Origin of the sequence: uncultured Bifidobacterium sp. (assembly GCF_959020155.1) — a bacterium.
GTDB lineage: Bacteria > Actinomycetota > Actinomycetes > Actinomycetales > Bifidobacteriaceae > Bifidobacterium.
Genome location: NZ_CAUERC010000026.1, coordinates 1 through 21,797, shown reverse-complemented (window position 1 = coordinate 21,797; position 21,797 = coordinate 1). Strand labels below are relative to the sequence as shown.

General features: G+C 61.4%; 13 protein-coding genes and 1 pseudogene. 6 read left to right on the top strand and 8 right to left on the bottom strand.

Features of this window, described 5'->3' with window-relative positions; genetic code table 11:
• Positions 1-89: 89 nt before the first annotated feature.
• Positions 90-1,643 (top strand): UDP-N-acetylmuramoyl-L-alanyl-D-glutamate--2,6-diaminopimelate ligase, encoded by a 1,554-nt coding sequence (locus tag Q5H31_RS06690; protein ID WP_302457620.1) that lies wholly within the window; start codon positions 90-92, stop codon positions 1,641-1,643.
• 121 nt (positions 1,644-1,764) lie between these two features.
• Positions 1,765-2,760 carry a GNAT family N-acetyltransferase gene (locus tag Q5H31_RS06685; protein ID WP_118248776.1) on the top strand — a complete coding sequence of 332 codons (996 nt, stop codon included), beginning with the start codon at positions 1,765-1,767 and terminating at the stop codon, positions 2,758-2,760.
• A gap of 118 nt (positions 2,761-2,878) precedes the next feature.
• Here the strand turns inward: Q5H31_RS06685 and smc are convergent, their stop codons facing one another.
• Positions 2,879-6,556 (bottom strand): chromosome segregation protein SMC, encoded by a 3,678-nt coding sequence (gene smc / locus Q5H31_RS06680; protein WP_302457619.1) that lies wholly within the window; start codon positions 6,554-6,556, stop codon positions 2,879-2,881.
• Between the two features lie 60 nt (positions 6,557-6,616).
• Positions 6,617-8,212 (bottom strand): folylpolyglutamate synthase/dihydrofolate synthase family protein, encoded by a 1,596-nt coding sequence (locus Q5H31_RS06675; RefSeq protein WP_007058593.1) that lies wholly within the window; start codon positions 8,210-8,212, stop codon positions 6,617-6,619.
• A gap of 1,254 nt (positions 8,213-9,466) precedes the next feature.
• On the opposite strand from Q5H31_RS06675, the gene Q5H31_RS06670 reads away from it, so the two are divergent.
• The 3 genes from Q5H31_RS06670 (at position 9,467) to Q5H31_RS06660 (ending at position 12,787) form a co-directional block, all read left to right on the top strand.
• Positions 9,467-10,318, top strand: coding sequence for a hypothetical protein (locus tag Q5H31_RS06670; RefSeq protein WP_007057256.1), 852 nt, complete (start codon positions 9,467-9,469; stop codon positions 10,316-10,318).
• 303 nt (positions 10,319-10,621) lie between these two features.
• Positions 10,622-12,217 carry an aminopeptidase P family protein gene (locus Q5H31_RS06665; RefSeq protein WP_023658450.1) on the top strand — a complete coding sequence of 532 codons (1,596 nt, stop codon included), beginning with the start codon at positions 10,622-10,624 and terminating at the stop codon, positions 12,215-12,217.
• 48 nt (positions 12,218-12,265) lie between these two features.
• A complete protein-coding gene (locus Q5H31_RS06660) occupies positions 12,266-12,787 on the top strand; it encodes an NUDIX domain-containing protein (RefSeq protein ID WP_007057255.1) in 522 nt (173 codons plus the stop codon).
• Between the two features lie 49 nt (positions 12,788-12,836).
• Here Q5H31_RS06660 and Q5H31_RS06655 read toward each other — a convergent pair whose 3' ends face one another.
• The 6 genes from Q5H31_RS06655 to nagB form a co-directional block, all read right to left on the bottom strand.
• Entirely contained in the window at positions 12,837-14,546 is a 1,710-nt protein-coding gene (locus Q5H31_RS06655) for an ABC transporter ATP-binding protein (RefSeq protein WP_007052568.1), read from the bottom strand.
• Positions 14,547-14,549: 3 nt separating this feature from the next.
• Entirely contained in the window at positions 14,550-15,719 is a 1,170-nt protein-coding gene (locus Q5H31_RS06650) for an ABC transporter permease (RefSeq protein ID WP_007052567.1), read from the bottom strand.
• Position 15,720: 1 nt separating this feature from the next.
• Positions 15,721-16,812, bottom strand: coding sequence for an ABC transporter permease (locus Q5H31_RS06645; protein ID WP_007052566.1), 1,092 nt, complete (start codon positions 16,810-16,812; stop codon positions 15,721-15,723).
• A gap of 166 nt (positions 16,813-16,978) precedes the next feature.
• Complete coding sequence (locus Q5H31_RS06640) at positions 16,979-18,613, bottom strand: ABC transporter substrate-binding protein (protein WP_011068000.1); 1,635 nt, start codon at positions 18,611-18,613, stop codon at positions 16,979-16,981.
• A 279-nt stretch (positions 18,614-18,892) separates the two neighbouring features.
• Positions 18,893-20,176 (bottom strand): N-acetylglucosamine-6-phosphate deacetylase, encoded by a 1,284-nt coding sequence (locus Q5H31_RS06635; protein WP_065444256.1) that lies wholly within the window; start codon positions 20,174-20,176, stop codon positions 18,893-18,895.
• 55 nt (positions 20,177-20,231) lie between these two features.
• Complete coding sequence (gene nagB / locus Q5H31_RS06630) at positions 20,232-21,044, bottom strand: glucosamine-6-phosphate deaminase (protein ID WP_007057381.1); 813 nt, start codon at positions 21,042-21,044, stop codon at positions 20,232-20,234.
• A gap of 337 nt (positions 21,045-21,381) precedes the next feature.
• Between nagB and Q5H31_RS06625 the strand changes: the two are divergent.
• Positions 21,382-21,797 (top strand): annotated as a pseudogene (locus tag Q5H31_RS06625) (NagC family transcriptional regulator); the annotation flags it as partial.

The following is a 21,797-nucleotide window of genomic DNA, read 5'->3' as shown; positions in this document are numbered from 1 at the left end:
CCATATCGTGGTCGATGACGTGTGAGCCACAACACGCTGCACCCCACCTGTAGAATGGCGTATCGGCTAGATAATAGGGAGTAACAATTATGGCTTTGACTTTGGCTTCGGCCGCTGACCTGCTCAAGGAACACCATCTGCTGCGTGAAATCATCCAAGGGGATGTCTGGACCGACGACCCGGCCCGTATCGCTTCGGCGGATGAGCCGTTCGCCGGCATCACCTACGACACCCGCAAGGTCACGCCGGGTGCCCTGCTGTGCTGCAAGGGCCAGTTCAAGGCCGAGTATCTGAACGGCATCGACGAAGCCGGCCTGGCCGCATACGTGGCCGAAACCGGGTACTCAGCCGCAACCGCCACCCCCGGCCTGATCGTCAGCGACGCACGTAAGGCGATGAGCCTGCTGTCCGCCGCGTTCTACGGATATCCGCAGAACGAGCTCACGGTCATCGGCGTCACCGGCACCAAGGGCAAGACGACCACCTCGTACTTCACGCAGGCGCTTATCAACGCCGTCTCCGGAGGCAAGGCCGCATTGTTCTCCTCGGTCGATAATTGCCTTGACGGCCACACCTACGTCGAGTCCGATCTGACCACGCCCGAATCGATGGACGCCTTCCGCATGATGCGCGAAGCGGCCGATAACGGCATGAAGTATCTGGTGATGGAGGTTTCCTCCCAGGCGTACAAGGTGGACCGCGTCTATGGCCTGACTTTCGATGTGGCCGCGTTCCTCAACATCTCCCCCGACCACATCAGCCCGATCGAACACCCCACGTTCGAGGATTACCTGTATTGCAAGCGCCAGATCATCGTCAACGCGAAGTCGCTGGTACTCGGCGCGGACAGTCTGCACGCCGATCTGTTGCGGGAGGACGCGGAGGCAGCCGGCATCGGCGTGACCACCTTCGCCCTGCATGACGCGGATAATGCCGGCACCAGTGCGGACGTCGTCGCCTGGCCCGCCGACCCGGCGCACGCCTCCTTCCACATCACCGACGGAGATCAGGCCCTTGGCGACTACCATCTGTCCATCGATGGCGACTTCAACTACCTCAATGCGGCGGCAGCCATCGCCATCGCCCATGCGGTTGGCGTATCGCTCGATGACGCCGACGCACTGCACGCCATCGAATCCGTACGTATCGCCGGCCGTATGGAACAGTTCCGCGACCCGCAGTCAAACACGCTCGCCATCGTCGATTATGCGCACAACTACGCATCCGTCACCGCGCTGCTTGACTTCGTCTACGAGCGTTGGGGCGAGGAAAACCCGCGTATCACGCTGGTGACCGGATCGGCCGGCAACAAAGCCTACGATCGCCGTAAGGAAATCGTCGAGGCTGCCGAGAACCGTATCGCGAACTTCATTTTCACCGCCGAAGATACGGACACCGAGTCGATCATCGACATCTGCATGGAAATGCAAGGCTACATCACGAACAAGGATGTGGCCTCCACGGTGATTTCCGACCGTCCGACGGCCATCACCAACGCCATTTACGATGCCCGTACGCACGCCGACCGATTCAACGTCCTGCTGATCATCGGCAAGGGCAACGAGCGTTGGATCAAGGACCATCACAAGCATGTGCCGTTCGACGGCGACGATCACGTCGTCGAACGCATGTTTGGCTTGTGACGGGATTCCGGCCAATCAAATCCTGATCGGATCCCGATTGGCCCACATCAGATCACGCGCAATACGACCAAACCAGAAACACGACATACGGATACGAACGAAAAAGGATAGCTGAATCGTAATGATCACGTTGGAGAAAGTTGACGGAGCCACACTGGAAGCCGAAGCCGAGAAGGCCGGCATCACGTTGCCTATCGAACAGACCAAGGTTTGGTCTGGTTTTCAGGCGGATATCGACGGACGCACACCATGGGGCAATTATCTGATCAAGCGTGATGGTGAATTGGTCGCCGTGATCTCCTTTATCGATTTTGAGACGCACGGTTATCATTATCTGCGCTCGATGCATGGGCCGGCGTGGGTCGCCAAGCCCACCGAGGCTGAGGAGCGCGAGGTCGTCGACGCCATCGTGGACACCGTCAAGAAGGCCGACAAGAGCATCGCGTTCCTGCGTATCGACACCTGGTTCGCCGATGGTACGGAGAAGGTACTGTCCACAGTGCCGTACGACCAGACCGTGGTCATCGACGTCACCGGTGGCGATGATGAGATTCTGGCTCGGATGAAGCGTCGTGGACGCCGTGACGTGCGCAAGTCTCTACGTGAATGCCCGGCCGAGGTTGCCGATGAGACGGATAAGGCCCTGACCGATTTCTCCGAATATTACGATGTGATGGTCGAAACCGGCCAGCGCGATGGATTCACGCCTGCTCCGATGAGCGACTACTCCGATATGATCGGCGCGTTGGGTGCCGATCATTGCCGTGTGTTCGCCGCACGTATTGAAGACCGTGTGGTGGCATGGTCGATTGTCACCGTGAACGGCACGCATGCGGTGCGCTACTATGCCGGCATGCGCAACGAGGTTATGCGTCTGCATGTGACCGACAAGCTGCTGTATTCCGAATGCTGCATCCTGGGCTCGCAGGGTATTACGGAATACGATCTGATGGGCATCGGCTCCGATTTCGCGCCGTCGCTCAAGGGGCTTAACGAGTTCAAGTGCAAGTTCACCGAGGAAATCACCCCGGTGGCCCCCGCCCGCGACGTACCCATCAAGAAGGTCTTCTACAAGACGCTGCAGACTGTGCAGGGCGTGCGCAAGGCATTACGCTAATACCACCCCGCTCCCGCTGGTGGGAGCTGTCGAGCGAAGCGAAACTGAGGGTGGTCTTTCGAGATGGACCACCCTCTGTCACCTGTGGCGCCAGTTCCTACCAGCAGGAACCATTCATTTATCGTTCGAGTTTTTGGCTCACCACGGCTGTTACGCCGTCGGCTCGCATGGCTACGCCGTAGAGCGCGTCGGCAATCGACATGGTGCGTTGCTGGTGAGTAATAATGATGAGCTGCGCATGGGCGCGTAGCTCATTGAACGCATTAATCAAACGGGTCAGGTTCACGTCGTCCAACGCGGCCTCGACCTCGTCCATCACATAGAACGGGCTGGGGCGGGCGGTGAAAATCGCGAACAGCAACGCCAGCGCGGTCAGTGAACGTTCGCCGCCGGACAGGAGGCTCAGCTGTTTGACGCGCTTGCCGGCCGGGCTGGCCTCGACCAGTACGCCGGTGGTGAGCATGTCTTCCGGGTTTTCCAGGCGCAGTCGCCCGGTGCCGCCTGGGAACAGCGTGGCGAACATCTGCTCGAATGCCTCGGCGGTATCGTCGAACGCGGATTTGAATACCTGGACCATCGTGGAATCGAGATCCTTGATGAGCTGCATCAAATCGTCACGTGATTTGACCACATCGTTGCGCTGATCATTGAGATACTTGTTCCGCTCCTCAAGCGCTTCGAATTCCTCGGTGGCCAAAGGGTTGATCTTGCCGAGTGCGGCCAGATCGCGGCGAGCCTTATCGAGACGCTTCTTCTGCTCCTGACGGTTATACGGCACGGTCTTAAAGCGGTCGGAATCGCCGTTGGTGCCGGTCTCTCCCCCGGTTTCTCCCTCTTCGGTCTCAGCCTCAGCTTCCGTCTCATCCAACGACACAGGGTTGCCCTCATCATCCAGCACGGGCACCGGCTGTTCGGGGCCGTAATCACTAACCAATTCCTCCAAAGTGAGACCGAGTTCGTCGGACACTTTTTGCATGAGCTGCCCGGATTCGGCGGCCAACCGTTCGCGGTTTACATCCAAGGCATGTTCGCGCCCGGTCAGATCGGTGACCTTGGGCTCGATCTGGTTGCGCTGCGCGCGCAGGGCCTTGAGTTCCTCGTCATGGCTGGAGGCGGCGGCCTGCAGCTCGTCTCGTTTGGCGGCCACGTCATGCAGCGTATGCTCTACCATGGCGGCCACTGCTCGCGCGTCATCGGCCACGCCTTGCAGGTGTGCGGCCTGCTCGCGTCTGCGATCGTTCAACGCCTCGATGCGGGCGCGGCGTTCGGCGGTTTCTTTGGCGTTGTCCCGCAGCAGCCCGGCCTGTCGGCTCAGTGACTCCCCTTTGCGGCTTGCTTCGGTCCACGCGATTTTTGCGGCGACCTCATGCTCGCGAGTCAGGTTCAGTTCGCGCTCCAGCGTGCGTTCGCGTTCATCGAGTTCGTCGAAATCGGCATGTTCCGCTGTGGATTGCTGGGCCGATGCCAAAGCGCGATTGAGGTCGTCAAGCTTGAGCTGATGCTCGTTGCGATTCTCTTGGGTCTCGGTGATTTTCCTATCCAGCTGCTCGAGCTGACGGGTGAACGATGCGACGCGATCTGTGGCGGATTTCAGAGATTTCTCCGCCTGCTGGGCTTTGAGCCGGGCTTCGGTGCGTTTGGCGGATTCCTGGTCGACGAGTCGAGCCGCTTCATCGCGCTTGGTTTTGGCCTCGGCCACTTGCTCAGCCATTCCGCCGTCTTGGGCGGTCAACTGTTTGACCTGTGCCAATGCTTTGTCTCGGCGGGCGGCCAGAGACAGGTCCGATTGAGAGATTGAAGAGCCGCCGACCGCCGCCACGCCGTGTGTGAAGGTCTCGCCGTTCTTGGTGACGGCCCGCATGGCTTCGCCGAATGCCACAATCTGTTGGGCTTCGTCGGCGGTGCCGGCCGCGGCTACATCAGCCAGCAGGAGACGCACGGTGCGCACGACCGCTTCGGCCTGTGCCGGGTTCTCGGCATCCGGGTTCGCGGTGACGAGTGCTGCCAGCGCGTTGCCCGATTGCGGAGCGGCCCCCGCGTTCTCGGCGCTACTCTCCTCCGACTCCGTGCCCGGCTCTGTGGCGGGATCGCCGGCAATGCTCGCGGTCAGCACCACGGCTTTGCCGAGCTTATCTTCCCGAGCGCGTTCGAGGGCGTGCAACATGTTGCCTGCCTCGGGCACCACGATGGCGCTGGCATACTGGTCGAGCGCGTGGGCCACGGCATCTTCCCAGCCTTCGGCCACATGGATGAAGTCGGTGAGTCGGCCAAGCGAGGCCACGTCCGTATCACGCTCCAACGATCCGGAAGCATTGCGGCTGCCTAGCGTGTCGGCAAGCGCATCGGCCTTGGCTTTGAGCGAGATGATCTTGGACTGTATCTCGCGCTGCTTATCGGCGCGTTCATTCAGTCGTTCGCGGCATTCGGCGAGCGTCGCACGTGCGGCGTCCAATGCGGCACCGTCATCGTCGGCAATGGAGTCCGCTTCGCTGCGCAATGCGTCCAGCTGTTGCTGGGCATCGTCGCGCTGGGAAGTCAGCGAGTCGCGTTGGGAGGCGTAATCCTTGGCGCGGCTGGTCGCCAGTTGTACGGCGGATTCCTCGCGGGCGATGAGTTCGCGCAGTCGGGCGATTTGCGCATCGCGCTCCTGTGCGGTTTTGCGCAGTTCCGTCAAGGTCTGACGGACTGAAGCAAGCTTCTTCTCGTCGTCGGCGCGTTCCTCGGTGGCCTTGTCGAGTGCGATGCGCGCATCGGCCACGGCCTTGGTCTGTGCCGCGGCCTGAGACTCCAGTTCCTCGGCTCGTTTGACGAGCATGCCGGGATCCTCACCGAAGTTGGTGACGATCTGGCCGGCGAGTGACCGGCTGCGCTCTTCGGCCAACTGGGCGAGCGCGTTCAGTCGTTCACGGGTCTGCGAGAATTCATGCCAGTATTGGTTGGCCTTGGCGATGGCCGGACTGGATTCGGAGCTCAACGCCTCGACCTGTTCGATGCGTACTTTGACTTGGGCGAGTTCACGTTGGGCGACGGCCAGCTGGTTACGCACAGCGCCAAGCTCTTGACGTACCGTGTCGCGACGGCTCATCGAGCGTTGAGCGTCTTCGGCGTACAGGCGGGCTTGGGCGTCGCGTACGGATATCTGAATCGCGTCGGCGCGCCGGGAGATACGTGCCTGGCGTCCGAGGGGGCCGAGTTGGCGGTGAATCTCCCCCAGCAAATCGTCGAGTCGGCTCAGGTTCGTTTCGGTATTGGCCAGCTTGCGCAACGCGCGTTCCTTGCGCTTGCGGTGCTTCAGGATGCCGGCGGCCTCTTCGATGAACGCACGGTGGCCGGACGGGTCGGCCTTCAGAATCGCATCCAATCGTCCCTGGCCTACGATCACATGCATCTGCTGGCCAAGACCGGTATCGGAGAGGAGTTCCTGAATGTCGAGCAGGCGGCATTGCGAGCCGTTGATCGCGTATTCGGAGCCTCCGTTGCGGAAGATGGTGCGGGAGATGGTGACTTCCGTGTAATCGATATCGAGCGTGTGATCGGAATTATCGATGGTCAGGCTCACCTGTGCACGGCCTAATGGCGGGCGAGAGGACGTGCCTGCGAAAATCACGTCCTCCATCGAAGTGCCGCGCAGGTTTTTGGCGCCCTGCTCACCCATCACCCAGATCAGGGCGTCGACGATGTTCGACTTGCCCGAACCGTTGGGGCCGACGACCGCCGTGATGCCGGGCTCGAAGCGCAGCGTGGTGGCGGAGGCGAAGGATTTGAATCCGCGGAGGGTGAGTTCCTTGAGATACATGGCGTGAGACTGTTTTCCGTATGCCGGGTGTCCGGGTATCCGATATGCCTTGGATGCGGGTTACCGGACGTCGGCGGAATCGTCGGTGACGGCGCCTGTGTCGGCGCTGGCCGTGCCGGTGCCGGCGTTACCGGCGTCACTGGCCTGTTCCTTGCCGAGGCCGAGGACGTCGAACACGTCGAAGTCGTCCGGGCTCACCGAATCCTCGAGGTTGTCGGCGGCCTCATCCTCGGCCTTGTCTGCCGGCTGATCCGAATCGTCCGGGTCAACTGCCGGCTGATGAACGGCCATAGCCTGCCTCATCGTGGGGCTGGCATGCTCCTCAAGCATCAGGCGTGCGTCGCCGGCGGTGACGAAGCTGCCGCAGATAAGCACGCCGTGGCCGTAGCCCACGCCCAGCTCGTCCTCGGCATCGACCATATTGACGGCGGTCTGAATCGCGTCAGGCAGGTTCGCTTCCTTGATCACACGGTCACGACCGAACACGTCCACGGCAATCTTCTCAAGCTCGTCGGCCGGCATCACACGCTCGCGCCACGAATTCTCGGTGACCACCACGGAGCTCAGGATCGGCTCCAGAACACCCAGATATTCCTCGACCTGCTTGTCGCGCATCATGGCGACCACACCGACCAGCTGCTTGAAGTCGTAGCTTTCCTCGATGGCCTTGCGCAGGGCTTCGGCGGCATTCACGTTGTGTCCGCCATCCAGAATGATGGTCGGTGAGGTGCGGATCTGTTCGATGCGTCCGGGAATCTTGACCGAGCTCAACGCCTCGCCCACCAAGTCGCCGTCCAGCGGACCGTTGACCGGAATCACCACTTCAGAGGCGGCAAGCGCGGCAAGCGCGTTGTGGGCCTGATGCTCGCCGAACTTGGCGATCGGCACGCCCTCGTAAGTGCCGTTGGGCGTGGTCAGGGTGGCGACCTGGCCGCCGACTGCGGCCATACGGTCGGACACGGTCATTTCGTAGCCGTCGCGCACGAGCATGGCGTGGTTGCGTTCGGCGGCTTCGGCGAGAATCGGCATGACGGCTTCCTCATGCGGCTGAGGCCCGATGATGGCGGTGCAGTTCGGCTTGATGATACCGGCCTTCTCGGTGGCGATCTGTTCGACGGTGTCGCCCAGCCACTGCATGTGGTCCATGTCCACCGGGCCGATGATGGCCGCATCCGCGTTGAGCACGTTGGTGGCGTCCCACAGGCCTCCCATGCCGACCTCGACGATGGCCACGTCCACGGGCGTGTCGGCGAACTTCCAGATGGCCATGGCGGTGAGCACCTCGAAGAAGCTCATCTTCGGCTTGCCTTGCTCCTCCATCTTGGCGTCCACCAGGGCCACGAGATCCTTGGTCTGGTCCCAGATGTCGATGAAATCGTCATCGGACAGCTGCTGGCCGTCGATGGCGATACGCTCGTTGATCTTCTCCAGATGCGGCGACGTGTACAGGCCGGTGCGCATACCGTAGGCGCGGCAGATGGCCTCGGCCATGCGTGCGGTGGAGCCTTTGCCGTTGGTGCCGGTGATATGAATCACGCGGAACGACTGCTCCGGGTGGCCCAGGATGTCGAGCATCAGGTTCATCCGGTCGAGATCCAGATTGGTGGTGTTATGCTCCGGCGGGCGGCTCATGATGTCCAGTTCGACGTCCCGCATGCTCTCATTGTTCCGATTCGGATGCTCGAATGACATATCCTCTTCTAACCTCTGCTCGTGTTGCTGTTGCGCCGTTCGGAGTGCGTATGCCACTTACGTGTTCGCGCCATTCTCGTCATGTCTACGCATGCCCGCATATATTCCGCTTCCGCATGCGCAGGAAGCTCCCCTTGCACAGGTTTGCCCCGCATGGTTCGGGATTCTTGCCTTCACGCGTGGAGCCGCACTCCCTCAATTCCCTCTATCCTAGCCGCCGGGGTGGTTTATCGTGCGCGCACAGTGAAACCGTCTCATATGTCGCCGCCGCGCGGGCAGTCTCTACCTGCAGCCACGCACAGTGAAGCCGTCTCATATAGTTGCAATGCGGCTCTTGCCGTCGGCATCTCATTCTTAGTCGGCTGCAATCCAAAACTTGTATGTCCGGCGACGCTGATGCTATTCAGCGTCGGTACAGTGCCAGCTTCTGGCGGTACACCGACGCTATGATGCTCTTGCGAGTCGGTGGCTGGCCAAAACCTGGATTAATCCCGACTCCATCGCCTCTCAGTGTCGTCTCCTCGCCAAGGCATGCCATTCTGCCGTCGTTGAGAAATTTCAACGTCGTCAATCGACCATGTCTTGCCCCGGAAACGACTCTCACAAACGTCCTCTACATCATCTTTTGAACTCGCAGAGGCTCATTCACTGTTATGACTGCTCTCACCGTCGGCAGCCGTCCAAGCCCTGGATCTATGCCGCCAATAAATTGCAGCAAATCGTCGGCCCCGATACAACCATTGGACTCACGCCGACGCTAGATTCCACACTCAGACAGAAGCCAGCCAATATCTGAACCAGCACCGACGGCGTACAAAGCATAAGCACCGTTAACCGTCAATTCGCCGCCCTCTACCAGCTACATCCGCCTTCGCCGATGATATCTTGTTCGAATCCCCAAAGCACGTTGTTCGAATGACATTACTGATGGTGGATAAGTTTTGTGTGTTATCCACTATTCCGAATTAGCGGCCTAATACCTTGAAATTATCGGGAGTATCTCGCTCCAAGACAGCCAAGCTCCGAGGCTAGAACCACAATGGCTGAAATTCATACTTACGCTGCTTCGTTCCGGCTACGCTCGACGTCATGAAGACACACAAAGCAGTGGCCTCGCTCATATCAGCCGCGCAGAATGAGCTGAGATGCGTCTATTCAAGAAATGAAGCGGAACAGACCGCTCTACGCCGCCGTGCCCAGAGTGGTGAGTTGTTGAAAGTGTATGACGGCATTCCCAGTCTTTATGCAAATACTGCATACTGGGATGGTTTGACGCCGCCGGAGCGAACGTTGCATATAGCCCGCGCTCTTGCGCAAGAGCATCCTCAGTGGGTTTTTGGCGGCTTGGTGGCAGTAAGTGCCTATGGATTCGAACATCAATGGCATTTGCATGATGACTGCATAACCATCGTGACTTCCGATCATGGATCTCGTCAATGCCATCAGCGCTTACGACATGTCTATATGCCCGATATGAACAATCCGAAGACACATTACGAGGCCTCCGGCCTATCCCTGATATCACCGGCTAGAACCTTGGTCGAGGCCGCTATAGACCTTGATTTTCGGTTTGCGTTACCGATCTTTGACTCGGCCCTTGCCAAGGGAATAACCAAGGAAGAGATAGCCGCCGACTGCGTTCAATGGAGAATCGATTATGCCCGAGTATTCCGCCTGCTGCGCTATGCAAACGAAAGGAGCGAGAATGGTGGAGAATCCCTCGCGCGAGGCACCATCATCGAAGATCGCTTCCTCACGCCGCGTATTCAGGTAACGGTGACCGACCCACAGACGAATACCGAGTACCGCGTTGATTTCGTATGGAAGCTCGATGACGGGCGCGTGATAGTGGCCGAATACGACGGCACACAAAAATACGTGGACCCAGCCATGACCGATAACCGCAGCATTCAGGAGGTGGTGGCCAAGGAACGCGCACGCGACGAGGGACTGAAACGAGCCGGTGCCACCGAAATCGTCCATTTCACATACGCCGACGTCATCGAACGTACTCCGCTGCGGGTAAAACTGATCAAAGCCGGGGTGCCTCAGGTGGAGACCTCCGCATAGCAGTGAGTCCCGCGACGCGATAAACCTTCATCGCATGGGTTCACATGGATTCAGCCCACAGAATATGTCAATATCAATCGGCAAGCTCCAGCCCAAGCCCATGCCCCTCTCCTTCCCTACCGAGAACAATAAACGGGCCCGCATTCCAGCCCGCCGCACTCGCCATATGGGCATGTCCGGAAGACCGTCCAAATTCCGTACTTGGTTTTACCGTCAGCCGTCAATCGTGGCACATCGCATAAAGCCGACTAATATGAGGTGGGAATCGATGATTCGACAACAACTACATACAGGAGAGTGGCAATGGGTGAAGTGATCACCGCCAAGGACAAGGAATATGAGGCCGAAGAGCGCGCTACGGCACCGGGCGCGAACCAGTCGATGAGCGACCGCGTGAACAACCGCTCGCTGCGCCCGCAGTCGGCCGCATTCAAGGAGTTCATGAAGTCCGGCTGGGCCGACGATGATCCGGAGATTAATCCTCTCGAATCCTCCAAGTTCACGCCAGCCCGCCTTGAGGCGCTGGGCAAGGCCTTCCCGGGCGAACGTCTGGTCATTCCGGCCGGCCAGCCGAAGGTGCGCAACAATGATTGCGATTACATGTTCCGCCCGGACACCACGTTCGCCTACTACACCGGTCTGGGTTCCGATTACGAGGCCGGCGCCGTGCTGGTCCTGAACCCGGTCGACCCCGACTCCCCCGAAGCCGCCGCCGGCAAGACGCACACTCCGGAACTGTTCGTGGCGCCGCGCGCCGACAACTCCACCGAGGACTTCTTCATGTCCGCCCACTACGGCGAATACTGGGTTGGCCCGCGTGCCGGTCTCAAGGAGATGCAGGCGATGACCGGCATCGAAACCCACGACATCGCCCAGCTGGCCGACGCCCTGTCCAAGGACGTGGGTGCCGAAGCCGGCGCCGTACGCGTGCGCGTGGTCAGCGAAACCGACCCGCAAATCACTTCGATGGTTGAATCCATCCGCGAGGCCAACGGTTTCGCCGATCCGGACAAGAACTCCGCATCCGACGACAAGCTGCACGAGTTCGCCGCCGAGGCACGCATGGTCAAGGACGGCTACGAAATCAACGAAATGCGCAAGGCCGTGGACGCCACCAAGCATGGCTTCGACCGTCTGCTCTCCGCACTGCCGGCCGCGCTCGACAAGCCGCGCTCCGAGCGTATCCTCGAAGGCGCGTTCAACGCCGTGTCCCGTGAACTGGGCAACGCCGTCGGTTACGACTCCATCGTGGCCTCCGGCCCCCACGCCCCGATTCTGCACTGGATGCGCAACACCGGTGTGGTGAAGACCGGCGACATGCTGCTGGTGGATGCCGGCGTTGAGGTCGATTCCCTGTACACGGCCGACATCACCCGCACCTTCCCGACCAACGGCAAGTTCACCGACTTCCAGAAGCGTCTGTACCAGGCCGTGCTCGACTCGCAGCAGGCCGGTTTCGAAGCCGCCAAGCCGGGTGCCACCTACTCCGACATCCACCACGCCTGCATGCGTGTGATCGCCGAGCGTCTGCACGATTGGGGTCTGCTGCCGGTGAGCGTCGAGGAGTCGCTGTCCCCGCAAGGCCAGCAGCACCGCCGTTGGCTCGCCTGCGGCGTGGCCCACCACCTGGGTCTTGATGTGCATGATTGCGCGCAGGCCCGTTTCGAGTCCTATCAGAGCGCGCCGATTCGCCCGGGCATGATCTTCACGATCGAGCCCGGCCTGTACTTCCGCGAGGATGATCTGCTGATTCCGCCGGAATACCGCGGCATCGGCATCCGCATCGAGGACGACGTGCTCATGACCGAGAACGGCCCCGAATGGATTTCCGCCGGCATCCCGAAGCAGATCGACGACGTCGAAGCCTGGATGGCCGAGCAGGCTGCCCAAGCGAAGTAACCTAAGCTCCCTCTGATGAGGGAGCTTCTTTTCTACTAAGGAGGCAATGTGTCCACTCCGGAATTTGTGTTGGAATTGCGTAAGAAGATCGGCCATGATCTGTTGTGGCTCAATGGCGTGACCGGTTGTGTACTGAACGAACATGGTCAACTGCTGTTGGGCCGTCGTTCGGACACGGGCGAATGGGCGATGGTCTACGGCATCAACGAGCCGGGCGAACAGCCGGCGGACACGGTGGTGCGCGAAATCAAGGAGGAGACGGGCATCGATGCCATCGTCACCGATTTGGTGGCCGTCACCTCGTCAAACAAGGTACTGACCTACGCCAATGGCGACAACACCATGTACATGGATCATTCGTTCCTGTGCGCCCTGAAGCCCGGCGGCAATGCCGAGCCGTTCGTAGGCGACGAGGAAAGCCTGAGCGTCGGCTGGTTCGATCTGGATGACCTGCCCACTCCCCTGGCGGCCAGCACGAGCGAGCGGCTGGAGCTGTTCCATACTTACATCGAGAACAAAAAACACGGCGACGCCCACGCCCTGTTCCAGTTCGATGGGCAGCAGTACTAGCGGATATAAAGTTAGCTCCCTCTGACGAGGGAGCTCCAATGCTATGCGATTACGCCTCTTGGGCTAGGAGCTCGTGGAGGTGGGCGCGGTGTTGCTGCTGTTCGCGCGGGTCGGGCACGGGCAGGGAGGCCAGCAGCTTCTTGGTGTACGGGTTCTCCGGGTGCTGCATAATCTGGTCGGCATCGCCGTGCTCCACAATCTGGCCCTTATGCATCACCATGATGCGGTCGGCAAGCATATCGACCACCGCCAAATCATGGGTGATGAACAGGCACGCGAAGCCGATTTCCGCCTGCAGTCGCTTGAACAGCTCCAACACCTTGGCCTGCACCGACACGTCCAATGCAGAAGTCGGCTCATCGGCGATCAGCAGCGACGGCTTCAACGCCAAACCACGCGCCAAAGACGCCCTCTGGCGCTGGCCGCCGGACAGCTCATGCGGGAAACGGTTCATGTAGGCGCGCGGCAGCTGGACCATCTCCAGCAGATCGCCCACATAGTTCTTGGCATCGGCCACGGAACCGTACTTGTGGTGCACGAGCAGCGGCTCGGCCACATTCTCCGCGATGGTCATCAGCGGGTTGAACGAGGAGCCCGGATCCTGGAACACGAAACCAATGTCCGCGCGCTTGGGCTTGAAGTCACGCTCCTTGACGCCGTTCATCTCGATGCCGAGCACGTTCAGGGAGCCGCCGGACACCTTCTGCAGGCCGGCGATGGCACGGCCGGTGGTGGACTTGCCGGAACCGGACTCGCCCACCAGGCCCAGCACTTCGGAGCGGTGGATGGTGAAGTTCGCGCCGTCCACGGCCTTGAAGTCGGGCTGCATGAGATGGCCCGGGTACGTGATGGTCAGGTTCTTGGCCTCGACGGCGATCGGCTGTTCGCGCCAATCGGCCTTGCGCTCGATCGGTTTGCCCTCGCGGTCGCGCACGACCAGCTTCTGACCGATGCGCGGCACGGCACCCAGCAGTCGCTTGGTGTAGTCGTCCTTCGGATGGTAGAAGATCTGCTCCACGTCGCCCTGCTCGACCACGTGGCCGCGGTACATGACGACCACCTGGTCGGCGATGTCCGCGATCACGCCCATGTTGTGGGTGATGATGAGCACGGAGGCGTCGAACTCGTCACGGGCGAGGCGCAGCAGGTCGAGAATTTCGGCTTGCACGGTCACGTCGAGGGCAGTGGTGGGCTCGTCGGCCAGAATCAGGCCGGGGTTCAGCACCAACGCCATGGCGATGACGATGCGCTGCTTCTGGCCGCCGGAGAACTGGTGCGGGTAGTAGTCCACGCGGGTTTCGGCATCCGGGATGCCGACCTTCTTCAGGATGTTGATGGCCTTGGCGCGCAGTTCCTTCTTGTCCTTCATGCCGTGGGCGCGCAGGCCCTCTTCAATCTGCCAGCCGATGGTGTACACCGGGTTCAGCACCGAATTGGGCTCCTGGAACACCATCGCGGCCTCGGAACCACGCACTTCGCGCAGCTGTTCGCCGCTCAGGGAGAGCACGTCCAGCGAATCGGAGCCATCGCGCTTGGACAGGTAGACGGCACCGGAGGTGGTGGCCGTCTCCGGCAGCAGCTTGATGATGGAGCGCGCGGTCACGGACTTGCCGGAACCGGATTCGCCGACCACGCCGACCACGGTCTTGCGCGGAATGGTGAAGTTCACGTCCTCAACGGCCTTGATGGAGCCGGCGTCGGTCATGAAGGAGACGGACAGGTCCTTGATATCGGCGAGATTCTTGTTGTTTTCGCTCATCTCTCACTCCTTGCCTTCCGGCTTGCCCTCGCCGGTCCATTCGGAGGCGACGATGGTCGGGTCATGGTCGGTGACGGTGGCCGGCGGGTCGACGTTCGCGTCGAGTTCGGCAATCACCTCGTTGCGTGCGGTCGGCTTCTCGTTTGGGTCGACGGACGTGTCTTCGATCGATCCGACCACTTCGCCGGCGGACTTGCGGGCGCGCAGACGCGGGTCGGCCAGATCGTTGAGCGATTCGCCCACGAGCGTGATGCCGAGCACGATGAGCACGATGGCGATGCCCGGGAACACGGCAGTCCACCAGATGCCGGCGGTCACGTCGGAAACCGAGCGGTTCAGGTCGTAGCCCCATTCGGCGGCGGCGGTCGGCTCGATGCCGAAGCCGAGGAAGCCCAGGCCGGCGAGGGTCAGGATGGCTTCGGACGAGTTCAGCGTCAGGATCACCGGCAACGTGCGGGTGGAGTTCTTGAACAGGTGCTTGGTCATGATGCGCCAGGTGGAGGCGCCGACCACGCGCGCGGACTCGACATACGCGGATTCCTTGATGCGGATCACTTCGGCGCGAATTGTGCGGAAATACTGCGGGATGTACACCACGGTGATGGAGATGCCGGAAGCCAGAATGCCGCTCCACAGGCCGGACTGGCCGTGGGAGATCATGATGGCCATCAGAATGGCGAGCAGCAGCGAGGGGAAGGAGTAGACGGCGTCGGCGATCATCACCAGAATGCGGTCCACCCAGCCACCGTAGTAGCCGGAGACCAGGCCGAGCAGCACGCCGGCGAAGATGGAGAGCAGCACGGCCACGACGATGGCGATGACGGCGGTGCGTGCGCCCCACACCACACGGGAGAACACGTCGAATCCGGCGGCGGTGGTGCCCCAGATGTGTTCGGCGGAGGGTGCGGCCTGCGCCGGGAAGGACGTGCCGTCGGCGGCCTTGATCTGGGCGTGGCCGTAGGGGGCGATCAGCGGGGCGAAGAGGGCCACGAGCAGGAAGAACGCGGTGATCGCGAGACCGGTGATCAGCATGCCCTTCTGCCAGCCGACCGCCACGCGCAGTTCCTTGATGATCGGGATCTTGGTCCAGAACGGCGTCTTGGTGCTGACGTTGAGCTTGGTAAGGCGGTCGTCACCGGGGACGGTGATCTTGTCTTGGGATGCGGTGGTCATCTCAGTACCTCACTCTCGGGTCGATAAGCGCGGCGATGACGTCGACGAGGAAGTTGACGACGGCCACGATGATGGCGATAAGGATCACGATGCCCTGCACGGCCACGAAGTCACGGGCCTTCAGGTACTGGGACAGCATGAAGCCCAGGCCCTTCCATTCGAAGGTGGTTTCGGTCAGGACCGCACCGGCGAGCATCAGGGCGATCTGCATGCCCATGACGGTGATGATCGGGATCAGGGCCGGCCGCCAGGCGTGCTTGTTGAGCAGGCGCTTTTCGGAGACGCCGCGCGAGCGGGCAGCCTCGACGTAGCCGGAATTGTAGGTGGAGATGACGTTGGTGCGTACCAGACGGATGAACACGCCGGCGGTCAGGAGGCCTAGGGCGACGGCCGGCAGCACGGCGTGGCGCAGCACGTCGACGAGCACGTTCATGTCGCCGAGCTGGATGGCGTCGATGATGTAGAAGCCAGTCGGCGATACCAGACGGGTGAACTGCATTTCGGAGTTCAGGTCGGAGCGGCCGGAGGCTGGAAGGATGTTGAGCCAGACAGCGAAGATGAGCTTCAGCACGAGGCCGAGGAAGAACACCGGGGTGGCGTAGCACAGGATGGCGAAGGTGCGGATGCCGGCGTCGGCGGCACGGTCGCGTTTGCGGGCGGCGAGTCGGCCTAGGCCGATGCCGACAATCAGCGCCACAATCAGGGCGAGGAAGGCCAGTTCGAATGTGGCGGCGCCGTAGTGCGTAAGAATGCTGATCACCGGCTGGTTATCGGTCAGCGTCGTGCCGAGGTCGCCGTGCAGCAGGCCGCCAAGATAGTCGACGTATTGCACGATCAGCGGGCGGTCATAGCCGGCCGCGTGGATGCGCTGCTGGAGTTCGGCGGGTGTCAGGCGGCCGCCCAGGGCGGCGGAAATCGGGTCGCCGGTGGCGCGCATCACGAAGAACACGATGGTGACCAGAATGAAAACGGTGGGAATAATGAGAAGGAACCTCGTCAGCACGAAGCGGAAGAAACTACCTGACAGTCGGTTCTTCTTCGTCTTGGCTTTCGCCGGAGTGGTGCTGGAGGTCGCTATGGCGCTGTCTGACACGCGATGCTCCTTGGTGTTGGTAATCGGTATATAAAGCAATAAAGGCTCCCCTCTCCGAGGGGAGCTGGCGGCGAAGCCGACTGAGGGGAGTCATACGAGTTGGGCTCCCCTCAGTCTGCCGTCGGCAGACAGCTCCCCCCCCTCAAAGAGGGGAGCTCATGCTGGATCAGCCCTTGGTGACGGAGGCATAGCGGAAGCGGAAGGAAGCGTCGAGGGTGACACCCTTCACGGAGGTGCCGGTGACGGCGACCTGGGCACCCTGCAGCAGCGGGATGGTGGAGAGGTCTTCGGTCTCGAGCTTCTGAATCTGCTTGAGGATGTCTCCACGAGCGGACTCGTCCTTCTCGCCGGCCTGCTTGACGATCAGGTCGTTGACTTCCTTGTTGGAGTAGCCGTTGTTCACGAAGTTACCATCGCGGAAGAACGGGGACAGGTAGTTGTCCGGGTCGGAGTAGTCCGGGAACCATCCAAGCTGGTAGACCGGGTACACACCGTCGGAATCGTCGGTAACCACACGATCCTTGTTGTACTGGGTCCATTCGGTGGACTGCATGTCGACCTTGAACAGGCCGCCTGCCTCAAGCTGGGACTTCAGAGCAGCGTACTCGTCGGCGGAGACGGAGCCGTAGTGGTCGTTGTTGTACTGGAGCTTGAGGTCGACCGGGGTGGTGACGCCGGCGTCGGCGAGGACCTTCTTGGCCTTCTCGGTGCTCGGCTTGCCGTTGCCGTCGCCGTAGGCGGACTTCAGCGTGTCATCGTGACCGGCCAGGCCGTCCGGGATGAAGGAGTACATCGGGGTGTAGGTGCCCTTGTAGACCTTGGTGGAGAGCTCTTCGCGGTCGATGAGGTTGGCGACGGCCTGGCGCACGGCCTTGGCCTTGTTGGCGTCGGCGTCGGGCTGGGATTCGCCGTAGGGCTGAATCTTGAAGTTGAAGGCGATGAAGCGCTCCTCACCGCCCGGGCCCTTGACGACCTTGACCTTGGAGTCCTTGGAGAGGTCCTCGATGTCGGTCGGGCTCAGGGAGCGGTTGGCCACGTCGATCTGGCCCTGCTGGACGGCCATCTTCAGGTTGGAGGCGTCGGCGAAGTATTTGACCTGCACGGCGGAGTTCTTGGCCGGGGTCAGGCCCTTGTAGGAGTCGTTCTTGGCGTAGGCGGCGGACTCGTTGATCTTGAAGGCGGTCAGCGTGTACGGGCCGGCAAAGGCCTTCTTGGAGACGATGGTGTCGGCGTCGGTGAGCTTGTCGGCGTCGAAGGTATCCTCATCGACGATCGGGCCGGCGGGGCTGGACATGACCTGCTTCAGAGTCACGTCAAAAGGCACGGAATCCTTGAACACCACGGTGGTGTCGTCCTTGGCGGTCACGGATTCGACGTTGGCGAGCAGGGAGCTCGGGCCGTTCGGGTCGTTGATCTTCTTGATACGATCGTAGGAGAACTTGACGTCGGAAGCGGTCAGGTCGTTGCCGTTGGCAAACTTCAGGCCGTCCTTGAGCTTGACGGTGAATTCGGTGCCGTCATCGTTCCAGGTACCGTCATCGGCGGCGATGTCCGGGCTCAGTTCGGAGGTGTTGTAGTCCTGGGCGTACAGGAACGGGAACACCTGAATCTGCACGGCGTATGAACCGTTGTCGTAGGAGCCGGCGGGGTCCAGGCTGGTGATCTTATCGGTGGTGCCGATGGTGATGGCGTTGCCGGAATCGGCGCCTGCGGCGGTGTCATCCTTCACACCGCCGCAGGCGGTCAGGGATGCGATGGCGGCCACGGAGACGGCGGCGGCCAGAATCTTCTTGGAATTCAACAGGAATCCTCTCTCATAACTTGTTTCCACGTCATCACTGCGGGCGTGGATTACCGCCTGACTATGGTGCGGATGTGTTACCTCTGCGTTTCCATAGTCATCGACTTATGTTTCGCTTGTGGCGACCAAGGCCGGTTTTATGCGGTATCGAGCAGTATTACGGATTCTTGTATTACGACGTGAATAACGGTCACATGGTGAGACAAATATACTATCATCTCACCATGTGACCATGTTCGTAGACGAATGCCTTCCATTCGTCAACCGGTCGGCCTACTGCTACTTGAGCTTGCGGCCCGCGCACCACACCTGTTCGACCGTCCAGTCGGCCGGGTCCGCAAGGTTGAAATCGGCGGCGAAGCCGGGGGCGATGAGGCCGATCGGCACCCCGGTGACCGGGTTCGGCCGGTCGAAGCCGAACGCCTTGGCCGGCGTCAGAGTGGCCGCCTCGACCGCGTCCACCGGGCTGAAGCCCAGTTCGCACACCGCACGGCGCACGGCGACCTCCAGCAGCAGAGTGGAGCCGGCGATGGCGCCGTTGGAGACCAGGCGCGCATGCCCGCCGACCACGTTCACGTCCAGCGCGCCCAACTTGTAGGCGCCGTCCGGGCAGTCGGTGGCGGCCATCGCGTCGGTCACGAAGGCCGTGCGGTGAGGCGCGAACCGGAAGGAGAGGCTCACCATCGGATCCTGCACGTGGAATCCGTCGTTGATGAGCTCGATGGTGACGCGCGGGTCCTCCACCGCGGCCGGAATCGGACCGGGTTCGCGGTGATGCAGGCCGTTCATCGCGTTGAACATGTGGGTCATGATGCCCGCGCCCGCGTCGAAGCCGGCTTTGGCGGTCTCGTAGTCGGCGTCGCAGTGGCCCACGGCCGGCACCACGCCGGCAGCGGCGAACTGGCGGATGGCGGAGATGCCGTGGGGCAGTTCGGGGGCGATGGTGATCTGGCGGATGCAGCCAAGCTTGCCGGAGGCGGGGTCGGCACCGGAGGCCTCAAGCATCTTATCGACGATGTCAGGCACCGGATCCTTGAGACATTCCGGGTCATGTGCGCCCTTGCGGGCCAGGGCCAGGAACGGGCCTTCCAGATGGCAGCCTAGGATGTCGGGGCGGCCGGACTCCATTGTGGCGCGGACGGTGCGGATGTTGCGGCAGATCACGTCCACGGGGTTGGTGATCAGCGAGAGCACCTGGCGCGTGGTGCCATGCACGGCGTGGCCGGCCCGCGCCACGTCGATGCCGTCCGGCCCGTCATCGAAGCTCTTCTCCCATGCGCCGTGCGCGTGGATGTCCACGTAGCCGGGGGTCAGAATACGGCCTTCGGCGTCGATGACCGCGTTGCGATCGGCCGGGTCGAGCCCCACCGTGCGGCAGCAGTGCTCGAAGGTCCCCTCCCCCGTGCCGGCCGCCATGATGACGCCGGCGGCATCGGAGACGACCCAATATCCGCGCCGTTCGCCGCGCGCATCCACCTTGCGCGCGTTACGAATCGCCACCGGAGCCGGCTTGCCCTCCAGTGCCGCGGTCACGCGCGAGACTATCTCGTTCCTATCAGACATGTTGTTCTCCTTACCGCTCATGCGCTCCCGCTGGCGGGAGCCAGCACACGATAACTCAGATGCCCTGCCAGGCCGGCTTGTGGGTGTAGGCGTAACGGTAGTAGTCCTTGTGGCGCAGGCGGGACGCGGCCTCCTCATCCACGATAATCGTGGCGTGCGGGTGCATCTGCAGCGCGGAAGCCGGGCAGAACGCTGACACGCCGCCTTCCACCGTCTCCTCGATGGCTTCGGCCTTGCCGGCACCGAACGCCAGCAGCACGAGGTGACGGGCCTTCATGATCGTGCCAATACCCTGCGTGATGCAGTGGGTGGGCACTTGGTTGATGTCGTTGTCGAAGAAGCGCGCGTTGTCGATGCGGGTCTGTTCGGCCAAGGTCTTGACGCGAGTGCCGGAGGCCAGCGAGGAACCGGGCTCGTTGAAGCCGACGTGGCCGTCGGTGCCGATGCCGAGGATCTGCACGTCGATGCCGCCAGCGGCTTCGATGGCACGATCATAGGCCGGGCCGGCCAGCGCGATCTTGTCGCCGTCTTCAAGCGGAGTGCCGTTAAGTACGTCGCCGGGCACATGGACCTTGGCCGGGTCCAGGCCGAGCGGTTCGACCACAGTGCGATGGATGGTCGCATGATAGGACTCGGGATGGGTCAGCGGCAGTCCGATGTATTCATCAAGCGCGAAACCACGCACGCCCGAAACGTCAATGGCCTCGTCCTTGACGATCTTGGCGAGCGCCTGATAGGCGGCCAGCGGGCTGGAACCAGTGGCCAGGCCCAGCACAGCGTCCGGCTTTGCTTTGATCAGGTCCGCCACGCAACGGCCGTAGATCTCGCCGGCCTCGGCTTCGTTCTTGACAATGATGATTTCCGGCATCGGTTTCCTCCAGTTCCGTGCGGCCCGCCCGATGCGAGTCGCCGTACCGCCGCCCGTCTTGCGGATAATGGCAACATCCTTGTCACGTCCGGGTGCCGCGCGGCGTTCCAACCACCGTTCGCCATAGTGACGATTGGTGATTCGCTATTTGTTAATGATAGTAACAATTTTGGACCTTATGAACACTCACGGTGTTTCCTGACGCTTCACACAGGTACACTGGAATTTATTAGTGAAGTTTCATAACAGTTTCAACGACGAAATTGTGCTTCACCGTCTAAGCTGTGTACGGAACAACAATCGCCGTTCACTCGCTCACCATCAGGCAGGAGGAAACATGTCATATCTCGGTCTCAACACAACGACCGACGACCATGCGGCCAAGGCCTCCCCCGCCGATGTGCGCCGCAAGAACCGCCAACTCATCTTCAGGTTGCTGTTCCCCACCAACCAGTATTCGCGCGCCGAGCTCGGCCGACGCACCGGATTGAGCCGCGTGGCCGTTTCCGATGTGGTCGGTCAGATGCTGGAGGAAGGATTGCTGCGCGAGACCGGTCAGGCACCCAGCGGCGGCAAAGGCAAACGAGGCACACTGCTGAGCATCGATATCGATCGACTGCGCATCATCAGCATCGACCTGACGCAGGAGCACCTGCTGCACGGTGCAGTCACCAATCTGCTCGCCCAGCCGCTACGCCACGCCGAAGTCACCCTGAACACCGGCTCATTCGTTTCCGTGGATGTGATCATCGA